The organism is Nocardioides sp. Z22_16, assembly GCF_058134365.1.
In genome coordinates, this window is the sequence record NZ_JBYTTI010000002.1 from 190,789 (window position 1) to 204,495 (window position 13,707).

Annotated in this window: 17 protein-coding genes and 1 tRNA gene; 8 read left to right on the plus strand and 10 right to left on the minus strand. The window is 73.7% G+C overall.

All coding sequences use genetic code 11. The annotated features are described in order from the left end of the window. Positions 1–7 precede the first annotated feature (7 nt). Positions 8–1,618, minus strand: a complete 1,611-nt coding sequence (locus AC3X7R_RS05140) for a glycoside hydrolase family 13 protein (RefSeq protein WP_489964492.1) — start codon at positions 1,616–1,618, stop codon at positions 8–10. Beyond that, positions 1,615–2,394 (minus strand): hotdog family protein, encoded by a 780-nt coding sequence (locus AC3X7R_RS05145; protein WP_489964493.1) that lies wholly within the window; start codon positions 2,392–2,394, stop codon positions 1,615–1,617. Before AC3X7R_RS05145 ends, AC3X7R_RS05140 begins: the two co-directional genes overlap by 4 nt. 45 nt (positions 2,395–2,439) lie before the next feature. Between AC3X7R_RS05145 and AC3X7R_RS05150 the strand changes: the two genes are divergently transcribed. Both AC3X7R_RS05150 and AC3X7R_RS05155 read left to right on the plus strand, forming a co-directional pair. Further along, positions 2,440–3,129, plus strand: a complete 690-nt coding sequence (locus AC3X7R_RS05150) for an iron-dependent transcriptional repressor DtxR (RefSeq protein WP_489964494.1) — start codon at positions 2,440–2,442, stop codon at positions 3,127–3,129. Between the two features lie 23 nt (positions 3,130–3,152). Beyond that, entirely contained in the window at positions 3,153–3,626 is a 474-nt protein-coding gene (locus tag AC3X7R_RS05155; protein ID WP_489964495.1) for a GyrI-like domain-containing protein, read from the plus strand. On the opposite strand, the gene AC3X7R_RS05160 is transcribed toward AC3X7R_RS05155, so the two are convergent. Then, complete coding sequence (locus AC3X7R_RS05160; protein WP_489964496.1) at positions 3,604–4,431, minus strand: NAD-dependent protein deacetylase; 828 nt, start codon at positions 4,429–4,431, stop codon at positions 3,604–3,606. The genes AC3X7R_RS05155 and AC3X7R_RS05160 overlap by 23 nt on opposite strands. Next, the gene (locus AC3X7R_RS05165; protein WP_489964497.1) at positions 4,428–4,697 is read right to left on the minus strand and encodes a DUF2277 domain-containing protein; all 270 of its coding nucleotides are present in this window, start codon (positions 4,695–4,697) and stop codon (positions 4,428–4,430) included. The genes AC3X7R_RS05160 and AC3X7R_RS05165 overlap by 4 nt, the downstream gene beginning before the upstream one ends. Positions 4,698–4,766: 69 nt before the next feature. Here AC3X7R_RS05165 and AC3X7R_RS05170 point away from each other — a divergent pair. After that, positions 4,767–4,842, plus strand: a tRNA-Arg gene (locus AC3X7R_RS05170). 21 nt (positions 4,843–4,863) lie between these two features. Here the strand turns inward: AC3X7R_RS05170 and AC3X7R_RS05175 are convergent. Further along, the gene (locus AC3X7R_RS05175) at positions 4,864–5,175 is read right to left on the minus strand and encodes a MerR family transcriptional regulator (RefSeq protein ID WP_489964498.1); all 312 of its coding nucleotides are present in this window, start codon (positions 5,173–5,175) and stop codon (positions 4,864–4,866) included. Positions 5,176–5,236: 61 nt separating this feature from the next. Between AC3X7R_RS05175 and AC3X7R_RS05180 the strand changes: the two genes are divergently transcribed. Next, positions 5,237–5,665 (plus strand): Hsp20/alpha crystallin family protein, encoded by a 429-nt coding sequence (locus tag AC3X7R_RS05180; RefSeq protein ID WP_489964499.1) that lies wholly within the window; start codon positions 5,237–5,239, stop codon positions 5,663–5,665. A gap of 63 nt (positions 5,666–5,728) precedes the next feature. Beyond that, complete coding sequence (locus AC3X7R_RS05185) at positions 5,729–6,055, plus strand: YbaB/EbfC family nucleoid-associated protein (protein WP_489964500.1); 327 nt, start codon at positions 5,729–5,731, stop codon at positions 6,053–6,055. On the opposite strand, the gene AC3X7R_RS05190 is transcribed toward AC3X7R_RS05185, so the two are convergent. Then, a complete protein-coding gene (locus AC3X7R_RS05190) occupies positions 6,045–7,223 on the minus strand; it encodes a saccharopine dehydrogenase family protein (protein ID WP_489964501.1) in 1,179 nt (392 codons plus the stop codon). The genes AC3X7R_RS05185 and AC3X7R_RS05190 overlap by 11 nt on opposite strands. A 193-nt stretch (positions 7,224–7,416) precedes the next feature. On the opposite strand from AC3X7R_RS05190, the gene AC3X7R_RS05195 reads away from it, so the two are divergent. Continuing rightward, positions 7,417–8,715, plus strand: a complete 1,299-nt coding sequence (locus AC3X7R_RS05195; protein WP_489964502.1) for an LCP family protein — start codon at positions 7,417–7,419, stop codon at positions 8,713–8,715. Then, positions 8,712–8,906 (plus strand): hypothetical protein, encoded by a 195-nt coding sequence (locus AC3X7R_RS05200; protein ID WP_489964503.1) that lies wholly within the window; start codon positions 8,712–8,714, stop codon positions 8,904–8,906. Before AC3X7R_RS05195 ends, AC3X7R_RS05200 begins: the two co-directional genes overlap by 4 nt. A gap of 5 nt (positions 8,907–8,911) precedes the next feature. On the opposite strand, the gene AC3X7R_RS05205 is transcribed toward AC3X7R_RS05200, so the two are convergent. From AC3X7R_RS05205 to AC3X7R_RS05215, 3 genes are all read right to left on the minus strand, one after another. Next, positions 8,912–9,283, minus strand: a complete 372-nt coding sequence (locus tag AC3X7R_RS05205; protein ID WP_489964504.1) for an MscL family protein — start codon at positions 9,281–9,283, stop codon at positions 8,912–8,914. 68 nt (positions 9,284–9,351) lie between these two features. Further along, positions 9,352–10,005, minus strand: coding sequence for a Flp pilus assembly protein CpaB (gene cpaB / locus AC3X7R_RS05210; protein ID WP_489964505.1), 654 nt, complete (start codon positions 10,003–10,005; stop codon positions 9,352–9,354). A gap of 108 nt (positions 10,006–10,113) precedes the next feature. Further along, positions 10,114–10,422: an FmdB family zinc ribbon protein gene (locus AC3X7R_RS05215; RefSeq protein ID WP_489964506.1), complete on the minus strand. Its 309-nt coding sequence runs from the start codon at positions 10,420–10,422 to the stop codon at positions 10,114–10,116. Between the two features lie 44 nt (positions 10,423–10,466). On the opposite strand from AC3X7R_RS05215, the gene AC3X7R_RS05220 reads away from it, so the two are divergent. Continuing rightward, a complete protein-coding gene (locus AC3X7R_RS05220; protein WP_489964507.1) occupies positions 10,467–13,088 on the plus strand; it encodes a penicillin acylase family protein in 2,622 nt (873 codons plus the stop codon). On the opposite strand, the gene AC3X7R_RS05225 is transcribed toward AC3X7R_RS05220, so the two are convergent. Next, positions 13,060–13,695 (minus strand): 5-formyltetrahydrofolate cyclo-ligase, encoded by a 636-nt coding sequence (locus AC3X7R_RS05225; RefSeq protein ID WP_489964508.1) that lies wholly within the window; start codon positions 13,693–13,695, stop codon positions 13,060–13,062. The two genes, AC3X7R_RS05220 and AC3X7R_RS05225, sit on opposite strands and share 29 nt — an antisense overlap. Positions 13,696–13,707: the final 12 nt, after the last annotated feature.

The following is a 13,707-nucleotide window of genomic DNA, read 5'->3' on the forward strand; positions in this document are numbered from 1 at the left end:
GGGGCGCTCAGCGCAGCCAGACCGCGGTGTCGGCGGGCAGGCCGTCAGGCGCCAGCTCGCCGGAGACCACCAGCGGCTCGCCGTCCGGCAGCGGAACCACCCGCTCCCCGCAGTTGAGCACCACGGTGAGGGGGCCGCGACGGAAGGCGAGGACGTCCTCGCCCCACTCCGCCGACGGGGGCAGCAGCTCCACCTCGTCGCCCGCCCCCAGCGCGTGCTCGCGGCGGAGGGCCAGGGCGGTCCGGTAGAACTCCAGGGTCGAACCGGGGACGCCGCGCTGCGCCGCCACGGTGAGCGTGGCCCAGTCCGGCGGCTGGGGTATCCACGGGGTGGAGCCCTCGGGCCCGAAGCCGTACGGCGGCGCCTGGCCGGACCAGGGGATCGGCACCCGGCAGCCGTCGCGCCCCGGCTCACCCGTCCGGAACCAGGAGGGGTCCTGCCGGTGCTCGGGGGCTACCTCCACCTGCTCCAGCCCGAGCTCCTCGCCCTGGTAGAGGTAGGAGGAGCCCGGCAGGGCCAGCATCACGCAGGTCGCCGCCCGGCCCCGGGCGAGACCGCGCGGCCCGCCGCCGTAGCGGGTGGGGTGCCTGACCACGTCGTGGTTGCTGAGCACCCAGGTGGGCGCGGCGCCGACGGGGGCCACCGCGGCGAGGGTGCCGGTGATGACGTCGGCGAAGGCCCGGGCCGACCACGGCGCCAGCAGCCAGGAGAAGTTGAAGGCCTGGTCGAGCTCGTCGGGCCGCACGAACCGCGCCAGCGACTCGGGCGTCTGGGTCCACGCCTCCGCCACCGCCATCCGGTCCGGACCGTACTCGTCGAGGACCCGCGCCCACCGACGGTAGACCTCGTGCACCTCGGGCTGGTCCCACATGGGCTCGTCGGCCAGAGTCAGCTCGACCATCTCGCGGTGCCGGTCCGGGCTCTCCAGCTCCTCGGCGGAGCGCTCCTGGTCGCGCAGCGACGCGACCTTGAAGAGGCCGTGGGCCACGTCGACCCGGAACCCGTCGACCCCTCGGTCGAGCCAGAACCGGAGGACCTCCTCGAACATGTCGCCGACCTCGGGGTTGCGCCAGTCGAGGTCGGGCTGGGTGGAGTCGAAGAGGTGGAGGTGCCACTGGTCGGTCGCGCCCTCCGGCGTGGTCACCCGGGTCCACGCCGGGCCGCCGAAGACCGACTCCCAGTTGTTGGGCGGCTCCTCCCCGCCCTCCCCGCGTCCGGTGCGGAAGAGGTAGCGGGCCCGGGCCTCGGAGCCCGGCTCCGCGGCGAGCGCCGTCACGAACCAGGGATGGGCGTCGGAGGTGTGGTTGGGCACCAGGTCGATGATCACCCGCAGGTCGAGCGCGTGGGCCCGGGCCAGGAGCTCCTCGACGTCGTCGAGCCGGCCGAAGAGCGGGTCGACGTCGCGGTAGTCGGCCACGTCGTACCCGTGGTCGCGCTGCGGGGAGCGGTAGAAGGGCGTGAGCCACACCGCGTCGACGCCGAGGTCACGCAGGTGGGGCAGCCGGGAGGTGATCCCCGGCAGGTCGCCGATGCCGTCGCCGTCGCTGTCGGCGAAGCTGCGCACGTAGACCTGGTAGACGACCGCCTGGCGCCACCAGGACGCGTCGGTGCTGCTCACGCGAAGACCTCCGGGTCGACGGTGATCCAGACGTGCTCCGCGACCGCGACGACCCGCCCGTCGGAGTCGTGGAGGGTGGCGGCGGTCCAGGTCTTGCGGCCCTCGCTGCGCCGGCCCTCGCCCACCACCACGTGGGTCTCGCCGACCACCGGCAGCGCGTCAACCCGGGCGGTCATGGTGCCCAGCACCATCGCGCGGCCGGCCATGCCCGCGCCCCAGGCGCCGGGGCAGTCGAGGGCCGCCCAGGTCGCGGCCAGGCCCACCCGGCTCTCCCCCTCGTCGTCGTGGGGGCCGGCCTCGGCCAGGCTGGGGTGGGGGGTCCAGGTCGCGGCGACCACCGGCTGGTCGTCGCCACCGACCGGGCCGGGGAAGATCCGCAGGCCGTCGCCCAGCTCCCGGTCCGGCCCGCAGGTGAAGCAGCCGGGGAACGGGTGGGCGTCCAGCCCCTCGTAGGACTTCTCGGCCGCGCGGGCCGTCTCAGCGGTCACCGGGGGCACCGGTGCCAGGTCGTCCTCCTTCCCGTCGACCAGGCGTGCCTCGGCCACCACCTGACCCTCCGGGTCGAGGAGCCGGGCCGCCGCGGGCTCCTCCTCGATCCGGAGCCCGACGTCGAGCGGCGGGGGCCTGCGCAGCCGCACCTGGACCGGGGGCCGGGCGCCGCTGGAGCCGGCGGTGCGGCCGGCGGCGAGGCGGGAGGCCAGCGCGCCGGCGGTCCAGCCGCCGTTGCCGGATCCGGGAGGCCCGCAGAAGCGGTGCGGGACGATCAGCTCGCTCACACCGCCACCCTGCCACCTTCAGGCCCGATGGGACAGAATGGCCCCGTGAGCGACCTCATCGACACCACCGAGATGTATCTGCGCACCATCTACGAGCTCGTGGAGGAGGGGATCGTCCCCCTGCGCGCGCGGATCGCCGAGCGGCTGCACCAGAGCGGGCCGACCGTCTCCCAGACGGTGGCGCGGATGGAGCGCGACGGGCTGCTCACGGTGGAGGGCGACCGGCACCTCGAGCTCACCGAGCAGGGGCTGCGGCTCGCCACCCGGGTGATGCGCAAGCACCGGCTCGCGGAGAGACTGCTGACCGACGTGATCGGCCTCGACTGGGAGCTCGTGCACGCCGAGGCGTGCCGCTGGGAGCACGTGATGTCGGAGACGGTGGAACGACGTCTCATCGAGCTGCTCGGCCACCCCACCGAGTCGCCGTACGGCAACCCGATCCCGGGGCTCGACGAGCTCGGCCAGGAGACCCCGAGCGAGGACTTCATGGAGGGCGTGGTGCCGCTGTCCAAGGCGGCCCGCTTCGAGGAGGGCCGGGTCCTGGTCCGGCGCATCTCCGAGGAGATGCAGAAGGACGAGGCGCTGATGAGCGCCCTGCGCCGCGTCGGCGCGCTGCCCGACACGACGGTCGTGGTGGTGGCCACCACGGAGGGCGTGCTGGTCGGCTCCGGCGGCGAGACCTGCGAGATCGACCTCGAGGCCGCGGACCACATCTTCGTCACCGCCGTCGCCTGACCCGCACACGAGGAGGGGAACCCATGCCCGAGCCGCACGGTGGGCCCGAGATCGCGAGGCTCGACCCGGTGCCGGTCGCGGTGCTCCGCGAGCAGGTGCCGATGAGCGAGCTCGTCGGTCTCTTCGACCGCGGGTTCAGCGCGGTCGCCGACGAGCTGGAGCGGCAGCAGGTGGGGCGGATCGGGGCCGCGGTCGGGATCTACTACGGGATGCCGGGCGACACCGTCGACGTCGCGGTCGGCTACCCGGTCCAGCGTCCGGTGAGCAGCGCCGGACCCGTCACCGGGACTGAGCTGCCGGGTGGCCGGGTGGTGCGTGCGCTCCATGTCGGTCCCTACGACCGTCTGCCCCAGACCTACCAGCGGCTCCTGGCCTACGCCGACCGCCACGGCGTGCAGCTCGACGAGGTGATGTGGGAGTCCTACCGGACGCAGCCCTCCCCGGACGCGGACCCGGCGCAGATGGTGACCGAGGTCAGCTGGCTGCTGCGGGAGTGAGCCGGTTCTCCGCCAGGGCGGTGAGGAACTCGCTGCAGCCGGTCTCCACCGTGCAGGTGGCCAGCTCGTCGCCGCGGGTGGCTCCCCGGTTGACGATCACCACCGGCACCCCCTCGCGCGCGGCGCGCCGGACGAAGCGCCGCCCGCTCATCACCGTGAGCGAGGAGCCGGCGACGAGCAGCGCGCCACCGCTGGCCGCCAGCGACTCCACCGCGGCGTAGCAGCGGGCGACCCGGGGCGCCGGGACGTTCTCGCCGAAGAAGACGACGTCAGGCTTGAGCGCCCCGCCGCAGTCCAGGCAGTCGGGGACCACGAAGTCGTCGGTCCGCTCGAGCTCGACGTCGCCGTCCGGGTTGGCCGCGACCGCCGCATGGCGCCGCGCCCATCCCGGGTTGGCCTCCCTGAGCCGCTCCTGGAGGCTCGCACGGCTCACCCCGCGGTGACAGCTCAGGCAGACCACGTCGGCGATCCGTCCGTGCAGGGCCACCACCCGGCGCGAGCCGGCAGCCTCGTGGAGCCCGTCGACGTTCTGGGTGATGAGCAGCTCGGGGTCGAGGGCGGCCAGCGCGCGGTGCCCGGCGTTGGGCTCCGCGCGTCGCATCAGCCCCCACCCCAGGTGGCTGCGGGCCCAGTAGCGCTGCCGCGCTGCGGGGGTGGCCACGAACTCCTGGTAGGTCATCGGCGCCCGCGGCCGCGAGTCCGGGCCTCGGTAGTCGGGGATGCCGGAGTCGGTGGAGAGGCCGGCACCGGTCAGCACCACCAGCGGGCGGCCGGCGAGCAGGTGGAGGGCGGACTGCCAGGTCACCGGGCGTACCGGAGCTCCGCCCGGGCGCGGGCCTTGGCGGCCTCGACGTCGCGGTCCTTGGGCGGGGCGGTGGTGACCAGGCCGTCGACGAGGAGGCGGGTGGCCTCGGTGACCTGGGCGACGGCCCGGTCGAAGGCCTCCTGGTTGGCGGCCGAGGGGCGAGTGGTGCCGCTGACCTTGCGCACGTACTGCAACGCGGCGGCGGCCACCTCGTCGTCCGTGGCCGGCGGCGCGAAGTTGTTGAGCGGGCGGATGTTGCGGCACATGCCGTCGAGGGTACGCCGCGCGGTGCCCGGGCGGACATGCCAAGATGTTCCTCGGTCCGCGAGGACCACGCCCCAGTAGCTCAGTGGATAGAGCAGCCGCCTCCTAAGCGAAAGGTCGCAAGTTCGACTCTTGCCTGGGGCACCAGCAGTCGGCGCACCCGCGGCGTCACTCGCCCGCGAGGCGCGCGCGCAGCGTCTCCACCTCGTCCTCGAGCTCGAGGACCTTGGCCACGCCCGCCAGGTTGAGCCCCTCGGCCAGCAGGTCGCGGATGCGGTGCAGGGTCTCGATGTCGTCGCTGCTGTAGAGCCGGGTGCCGCCCGCGGTGCGATCGGGCGCGACCAGGCCGCGCCGCTCGTAGACGCGCAGGTTCTGGATCTCCATCGAGACCATCGAGGCGGCGACCGAGATGGCGTAGACACCGGTGGATGCCTCGGGCAACGGCTCCTCCTTCCAGGTGTCGACGGGGCTTGCCTCCACTCTATCGGGTGTGTTAAAAAATCTGCATCTGCCATTACAGATCCGTGAGGAGGATCCCGCCATGCTGCTCCGCAACACCGACCCGTTCCGCGACTTCGACCGCCTCACCCAGCAGCTGCTGGGCACCACCAACCGGCCCGCCGTGATGCCGATGGACGCCTGGCGCGAGGGCGAGCGGTTCGTCATCGAGTTCGACCTGCCCGGCATCGCCAAGGAGTCGATCGACCTCGACATCGAGCGCAACGTCCTCACCGTGCGTGCCGAGCGGGTCGCCCGCAACGGCGACTGGGAGATGCTCGCCTCCGAGCGCCCGCGTGGCGTCTTCAGCCGCCAGCTGGTGCTGGGCGACAACCTCGACCTCGAGCACATCGAGGCGACGTACGCCGACGGCGTGCTGCGGCTGCTGGTGCCGGTCGCCGAGCGTGCCAAGCCCCGCAAGATCGAGGTGACCCGGGCCTCGGACGAGAAGCCCGCGCAGCTCGCCGGCTGAGGCGAAGGGCACTTTCTGGGCAAACCGCCCCGCCCCGGGACGGTCTGCGTCACTGTGGTGAGTATGAGCACCCATGGGGCACGTGCGGCAGAGGTGATCGCCACCATCGAGGCGCAGACCGAGGCGGCGATCGCCCGGCTGCGCCAGGTCTCCGCGCTGCGCGAGGAGCTCGGGGCGGTGCGTGGCACCGGGACCTGCGAGGGCGTGACGGTCACGGTCAACGCCTCCGGGGTGCTGCTCGACGCCGACTTCGGCCGGGCCGGCCTCCAGGGCGGGGTCGAGCTGAGGCGGCGCCTGCTCGCCGCCCACCGCGCGGCGCAGCGCGACGTCGCCGCCCGGGCGGGGCGGCGCACCGGCCCGCGCCTGGTGCCCGACGACGTCAGGCGCTGACCACCTCGAACCGCATCCCCGCGGCTTGGAGGCGCCGGGTCAGCTGCTCGCCCATCGCCTGGGCGGTGGTGACCTGTCCGCGGGTGGGCGGGTTGTCGTCGAGGAGGAGGCACAGTGCCGACTCGGCCAGCATCTTCGCGGTCTCGGTGTAGCCCGGGTCCCCGCCGCTGACCCGGGTGCGGACGCGCTGCGCCGCCGTCTCACCGACGAAGTCCACGGTGAACCAGGCGCGGTCCCGGCGGGCCTGGTCCGGCCCCTCGCCCTGCTTCACCCGGGAGAGCACCGCGCGGCGCAGCGGTGGGACCTGGGCGGAGAGCGCCAGCGCGCCCACCGCGACCGCACCTCCGGCGGCGAAGCGCAGCGTCTTGGTCCCCGCGTAGTGGGAGTAGCGGAACCGCGGACCGTAGGAGGGGAGCGCCGCGCCGCTGCGCGCCACCACGGCCGGGTCCAGGGTGGGCAGCGGCAGCAGCCAGTAGCCGAGCACCGGGTCGCGGTGCGGCTTCCCGGCGACCGCCCGCGAGGACCGGCCGCCCTCGGGGCAGCCCTCCAGCTGGTGGCGACGGCGCGCCGCCCGGCTCGACTCCCGGACCCGGGACATCGCGTTGACCGCCGAGTGGAAGGTGCCGCCGGAGACGGTGCCACGGGAGCGGACCACCCCGCGCAGCGTGATCGGCACGTCGTCGGGGAGCTGGGAGACCGTGAAGAGGGCGCCGAGGTCGTGGGGGATCGAGTCGAACCCGCAGGCGTGCACCAGGCGCGCCCCGGACTCCACCGCGGTCGCGTGGTGGGCCAGGTAGGTCAGGTCGACGAACTCCGGCTCCCCGGTGAGGTCCACGTAGTCGGTGCCGGCCGCGGCGCAGGCCGCGACCAGGGGCTCGCCGTGCTCCAGGAAGGGCCCGACCGTGGTCGCCACCAGTCGGGTCGAGGCGGCGAGCCGGGCCATCGAGGCCGCGTCCGCGGAGTCGGCGACGACCAGCTCCAGGCCGGCGAGGTGCGGGTGCTCCGCGGCCAGCCGGGAGCGCACCGCCTCCAGCCGCTCCAGGGAGCGGCCCGCCAGCGCCCAGCGCAGCTCGCGGGGAGCGTGCGCCGCCAGGTAGTCGGCGGTCAGCCCGCCGGTGAAGCCGGTGGCGCCCAGCAGGACGAGGTCGAGGTCACGGGATGCGGTCATCGGCCCATCGTGACAGTAGGCGTGACAGTAGGCGTGACAGTCGGCGTGACAGGCGCCACTCGCCGCACCGGCGTCATTTGCCCCGGAGTGGGCGGCGCGGGGACACTGGCTGTGTCCAGTAGGTTGCGTCGAGTAGATTTCGCCGCGTCGGCCCGCTCCGGGACGACGATTGCCGAGCCATCACGAGGTGCCAGTGTCCGACGAGACGTCAGCTGACGAGCCCGTCGGTCCCGGCGCGGACGGCGTCTCGCCCCAGCCCCCCGACGACTCCTCGGTGGAGGCGGGCAAGCGGAAGGGCAAGGGGAAGAAGAAGCACACCGTCGGCACGGTGCTGCTGGCCTCCCTGGTGGTCCTCGGCCTGGTCACCGGTCTCTCCGTGGCGTTCGTCTACCGCCACCTCAACGGGAACATCACCGTCTCCGAGGGCTTCGACGAGGTCGACAACCGACCGGAGGACCTCGGTCCCAAGGGCGCGCTCAACATCCTGGTCCTGGGCTCGGACACCCGTGACGGCGAGGAGAACAAGATCGACGGCGAGGCCGGCGGCGGGGTCTCCGACACCACGATCCTGCTCCACATCTCCGAGGACCGCGAGCGTGCCTACGGGGTCTCGATCCCGCGCGACTCCCTGGTGACCCGCCCCGACTGCGGCAAGGACGACGAGATCGCCGGCGGCGAGGACCAGATGTGGAACGCCGCCTACGCCCTGGGTGGTGAGGCGTGCACCGTCGAGCAGTTCGAGCAGATGACCGGGGTCGTGCTCGACGACTTCGTGGTCGTCGACTTCGCCGGCTTCAAGGACATGGTGGACGCCGTCGACGGCGTCCCGGTCTGCATCCCCGAGGACATCAACGACCCCGCGCACAACATCTTCATCAAGGGCGGCGAGGACCGCGTCCTGAAGGGCGACGACGCCCTCAACTACGTCCGCGTCCGGGCCACCCTGGGCGACGGGTCCGACATCGGGCGGATCAAGCGGCAGCAGAACTTCATCGCCTCGATGGTCAACAAGGTCGTCTCCAAGGGAACCCTGGCCCGGCCCGACCGGCTCGTCGGCTTCCTCGACGCCGCCACCGCGTCGCTCACCGTCTCGCCCGGGCTCAGCAACCTCACCAAGATCGGCGGGCTGGGCCTGAGCCTCCAGGACGTCGGCCTGGACAAGGTCCAGTTCGTCACCGTCCCGTGGGAGTACGACCAGCGCCCCGACTACCTCGGTCGCGTCGTCTGGAAGCCCGAGGCGAAGAAGCTGTGGAAGAAGATCGCCAAGGACAAGCCGTTGACCCGGAGCCAGAGCGAGGGTGCGATCAGCGCGGCGGCGCCCCCCGGTCAGCAGCCGACGGCCACGCCCTCCGCCGAGCCGACCGACGAGCCCACCGAGACCCCGTCGGAGACGCCCAGCCCGACCCCGACCCCGAGTCCGTCGCCCACCGCGACGCAGGGGCCGAGCGAGGAAGAGATCGAGGACGCCCGCAAGGAAGGCCTCTGCGCGTGAGCCGGGAGACCGGCGAGGGGACCGGCGGCGAGTCCGCGTGGGCGCGCCGGCGCAGGCTCGAGCAGGTCTTCGGCGACGTCCTGCCCGAGACCACCTCCGACGAACGCGATGACGAGGCGCCCCGGGATCGCGCCGAGGCGTCCTCGGACGCCTGGCTCCGTGCCCAGGTGCCGCCGCACCACGGCGGCTGACTCGCTCAGACGCCGCCGTCGCGGCCCCGCAGCAGGTCGCGGATCTCCTCCAGCAGCGCGATGTCGGCCGGAGTGCCCTCCTCGCTGTCCTTCTTGGGGAAGAAGCGCTCCTGCGCCTTCGTGTACGGCAGGACGATCGCGTAGTAGACCACCGCCGCCAGGATCAGGAACGAGATGAGCGCGGTCAGCCAGGCGCCCACCGAGACGCCGCCGGGCGAGTAGTCGGAGAAGTCGGGCGTCCCGCCGACCTTGCCGATGAGGTCCATCAGCAGGTCGACCGTGGCGGTGACCACCGCGGCGAAGGCGGTGGCCATGATGAAGGCGACGGCCAGCTCGACCAGGTTGCCCTTCATGATGAAGTTCTTGAAGCCGGTCATGCTCGCTCCTCGGGTCCGAGCTCCGCGGGGGAGCGTGGATGGGGCGTCCGGTACCGGACCTCCGCACGCTAGCGCGAGAAGGCGGGGGTCAGGAACTGCTGCACGGCGGCGATGCTGACGCTCCGCACCTGACCGGGCGTCAGCCCCAGCACCACCAGCCGGCCCCCGGAGGCGTCTCCTGGGGCAGCCGGGTCCTCACCGGGCAGTGCCAGCACCGGCGACCCGCTGGCGACGACCTCCGCGGTGGCCGACTCCGGGTCGCTGGCCACCAGGTCGATCTCGTCGCCGACACGGAGCAGCTGCACCGCAGCGGCGTCGGGAAGCCGGACCGGGAGCGCGACCAGCCCCGGGTAGCCCGCGAGCAGGGACGGGGCCGTCAGCCGCAGGTCGGTGAGGGGCTCCCCGCGGCGCAGCGGCGCGGCCAGCGTGCGGCCCTGCGGCCGGACCGCGACCCCGTCGGGCCGGGCGCCGGCCGGCCAGTGCACGGTCGCCAGGTCGTCGGGGGTGAGCACCGTGCCCGACGGCAGGTCACGCGCGGCGACGACGACCGGCTCGGTCGCGGGGGGCGGCGGCGCCACCGCCCGGAGGGCGGCACCGGCGGCCAGGGCCAGGCAGACGGCGGCCAGCAGGCGGCGGTGGGCCAGCACCCGGGTGCGCAGCCACCGGCGCACCCGGCCGCGGACCACGGTGGAGCGAGTGCGGGGCTCGGGCGGGTCGGGCATGCGGGCGACGCTAGGCCGCGCGGGCGGCCCGGACGCGGGGACCGCGCACACCCACCGAGCGCGAGCCGCCGTCCACAGGCGGGCGAGCCCCGAGCGGCCCGCCCAGGATCAGCTGGCGGTGGCCTTCGCGGCGCCGGAGCCCGAGCCGGAGGAGCCCGAGGTGCTCGAGGCGGGGGTGGTGGCGGCGGGGGCGCTCTTCGAGGAGTCCGCGGTCGAGGAGGTCGTCGACGACGTCGAGCCGGAGCGGCTGTCGGTCCGGTAGAAGCCGGACCCCTTGAAGACCACACCCACGGCGTTGAACACCTTGCGCAGGCGTCCGTCGCACTGCGGGCAGTGGGTCAGGGCGTCGTCGCTGAAGCTCTGGAACTGCTCGAAAGCGTGCCCGCACTCGGTGCAGGCGTACTGGTAGGTCGGCACGCCGCACAGTTTACGTCACCGGGAGGCGGCACAATGGGTCCGCGATGAGCGACGAGAGCACAGCCCTGGGCGAACGGACCTCCTGGTGGGGCACCTTCCTCGCGTGGCCGCGATGGGCGCGGGTGACGACCTACACCGCGATCGGGCTGGTGCTGGTGCTCCTCGCGGTCGCGGCCGCCGCCGCGGTGATGGTCCGTCGGCCGCTGCCCCAGACCGAGGGCGAGCTGGAGCTGCCGGGGCTGAGCGCCGAGGTCGAGGTGCTGCGCGACGCTCACGGCATCCCGCAGCTCTACGCCGACTCCGACCACGACCTGCTGCAGGCCCAGGGCTACGTGCACGCCCAGGAGCGCTTCTTCGAGATGGACGTCCGCCGGCACGTCACCTCCGGGCGGCTCGCCGAGCTCTTCGGCGAGACCGCGCTGGAGACCGACAAGTACATCCGCACCATGGGCTGGCGCCGGGTGGCCGAGCGTGAGGTCAGCCGCCTCTCCCAGGAGACCCAGCAGGCGCTCGAGTCCTATGCGGCCGGGGTCAACGGCTACCTCGACCAGCACTCGCCGACCCAGATCTCGGTCGAGTACACGGTGCTCGGCCTCACCGGGCTCAACTACCAGCCGCGGCCGTGGACGCCCGTCGACTCGCTGGCCTGGCTCAAGGCGATGGCCTGGGACCTGCGCGGCAACATGAGCGAGGAGATCGACCGCGTGGTGGCCTCCCTGGACAACGCCGCCGAGGTCGTCGAGGAGCTCCACCCGCCGTACGACGCGGAGCGGCACGCGCCCATCGTGACCGAGGGCCGGGTGGTCGACGGGGTCTTCGCCCAGGGTGCCTCGGCGGCCACGGGCGACGTCTCGCAGGAGCCGGCCGCGGTGGCGGCGCTCGAGCGCGTCGACGAGGCGCTGGCCGCGCTGCCGGCGATGCTCGGCAGCGGCGACGCCCTGGGCTCCAACTCGTGGGTCGTCTCCGGGGAGCGCTCCGCGACCGGCAAGCCGCTGCTCGCCAACGACCCGCACCTGGGGGTGAGCCTGCCGGGCATCTGGATGCAGATGGGCCTGCACTGCCGCGAGGCTGCCCCCGACTGCACCCTCGACGTCTCCGGCTTCACCTTCTCCGGCGTGCCGGGAGTGGTGATCGGTCACAACGCCGACATCGCCTGGGGCTTCACCAACCTCGGTCCGGACGTGACCGACCTCTACCTGGAGAAGGTCGAGGGCGACACCTGGACCTATGCCGGCAAGCAGCGGCCGCTCGAGGTGCACGAGGAGACCATCCGGGTCCGCGACGGCAAGGACTTCACCCTCCGGGTGCGCCGGACCAAGCACGGCCCGCTGATCTCCGACGTCTCCCAGGAGGCGAGCTCGGTGGGCGCCAACGCGGCCGCCGAGGACCGGGTGGCCGGCGACGAGCCGCCGGAGGAGGGGTACGCGGTCGCCCTGGCCTGGACGGCACTGGAGCCGAGCACCACCGCCGACGCGATCCTCGAGCTCAACCGGGCCTCGGACTGGGAGGGGTTCCGGGCGGCCGCCGCGAAGTTCGCGGTGCCGGCGCAGAACCTCGTCTACGCCGACACCGAGGGCAACATCGGCTACCAGGCCCCCGGGCTGGTGCCGATCCGCAAGCCCGGCCACGACGGGAGGACGCCCGCGGCCGGCTGGCTGCCCGAGAACGACTGGACCGGCGAGCACGTGCCCTTCGACGCCCTGCCCTCGGTGCTCAACCCCGAGGAGGGCTTCGTGGTCACCGCGAACCAGGCGGTCGTCGGGCAGGAGTACCCGTTCCACCTCACCGACGACTGGGACCACGGCTTCCGCTCCGAGCGGATCCGGACGCTGCTGGAGTCCGAGCAGGAGGTCACCGTGGAGCAGATGGTCGACCTGCAGACCGACGAGCACAACCCGATGGCCGAGATCCTGGTCCCGTACCTGCTCGAGGTGGAGGGGCTCCAGACCCAGTACCAGCGCGACGGCGTCGACCTGCTGCGCGAGTGGGACTTCCAGGACGCCGTGGACAGCCCGGCGGCCGCCTACTTCAACGTGGTCTGGTCCAACCTGCTGCGCCTCGCCTTCCACGACGACCTGCGGGCCCGGATCCACCCCTCGGGCGGCGACCGCTGGTTCACCGTGGTCGACCGGCTCCTGGACGAGCCGGCCCACCGGCTCTGGGACGACCGCACCACCGAGGACGTCCGGGAGGTGCGCGACGACGTGCTCCGGCAGGCGCTGGTGGACGCCCGCGACGAGATGACCCGGCGCCAGTCCGTGCGGCCGTGGGAGTGGAGCTGGGGGCACCTGCACCGGCTCGATCTGCGCAACCAGACGCTGGGGACCTCCGGGGTCGCGCCCGTGGAGCGGCTGCTCAACCGGACCGGCTTCGAGATCGGCGGCGGCTCCTCGGTGGTCAACGCCACCGGCTGGGACGCGGCAGACGGCTACACCGTCACCTCCGCGCCCTCGATGCGGATGGTGGTCTCGCTGGCCGACCTGGACGACTCACGCTGGATCAACCTCACCGGGGTCTCCGGCCACCCCGCGAGCGGGCACTACGTCGACCAGACCGAGCTCTTGGTCGAGGGGCGGACGCTGCCGTGGCCGTCGGGCCGCGACGCGGTGCGCGAGGCGAGCGAGCAGCGGCTCCTGCTCACCCCCCAGGGCCTGCCGGAGGAGTGAGCAGCCGGACGCCCTGGTGGGTCGCGACCGCCCGGACCGGGCGGTCGTGCGGCTCTGCCGGGACCGCGAGCCCGACCTCGTCGGGGTGGAGCAGCACGCAGGTGAGCACGTCGGCCGGCACCCGGGCCAGGGCCCGGTCGTAGGAGCCGCCCCCACGGCCCAGCCGCATGCCGTCGTCGGAGACCGCGAGCCCCGGCACCAGCACCGCCTCGGCCCGCGCCACGGCCGCCACACCGAGCCGCGGGCCGCTCGGCTCCAGCAGGCCCCGCGTCGCCGGCACCAGGCCGCCGGGGCCGGTGTAGGCGGCCCAGTCCAGGTCGCCGTCGGGCAGCAGCACCGGCAGCAGCACCCGGGTGCCGGCCGCCGCCAGCGCGTCGAGCAGGGCGCCGGTGCCGGGCTCGCGCCCGGTCGAGACGTACGCCGCGACCGTCGCCGCCCGGCGTACCGGCGCGAAGGCGACGAGGTGCGCGGCGAGGCGCGCGGCCCCCTCCGCCGACTCCAGCAGCGGGCGGCGTCGTCTGGCCGCCAGCACCTGGTCGCGCAGGGCGACCTTGGCGAGCCTGACGGAGCCCGGGTCCGGATCTCGGGGGAGATGGTCCTGGTTCACGTCGCTCAGCCT

Bases quoted from the DNA above. Each gene is read 5' to 3' on its own strand.
- cpaB (WP_489964505.1), bottom strand. From the start codon at position 10,005: ATGCCCGACCCGCCCGAGCCCCGCACTCGCTCCACCGTGGTCCGCGGC.
- AC3X7R_RS05155 (WP_489964495.1), top strand. From the start codon at position 3,153: ATGCCCGAGCCGCACGGTGGGCCCGAGATCGCGAGGCTCGACCCGGTG.
- AC3X7R_RS05185 (WP_489964500.1), top strand. From the start codon at position 5,729: ATGAGCACCCATGGGGCACGTGCGGCAGAGGTGATCGCCACCATCGAG.
- AC3X7R_RS05165 (WP_489964497.1), bottom strand. From the start codon at position 4,697: ATGTGCCGCAACATCCGCCCGCTCAACAACTTCGCGCCGCCGGCCACG.
- AC3X7R_RS05180 (WP_489964499.1), top strand. From the start codon at position 5,237: ATGCTGCTCCGCAACACCGACCCGTTCCGCGACTTCGACCGCCTCACC.
- AC3X7R_RS05205 (WP_489964504.1), bottom strand. From the start codon at position 9,283: ATGACCGGCTTCAAGAACTTCATCATGAAGGGCAACCTGGTCGAGCTG.
- AC3X7R_RS05190 (WP_489964501.1), bottom strand. From the start codon at position 7,223: ATGACCGCATCCCGTGACCTCGACCTCGTCCTGCTGGGCGCCACCGGC.
- AC3X7R_RS05220 (WP_489964507.1), top strand. From the start codon at position 10,467: ATGAGCGACGAGAGCACAGCCCTGGGCGAACGGACCTCCTGGTGGGGC.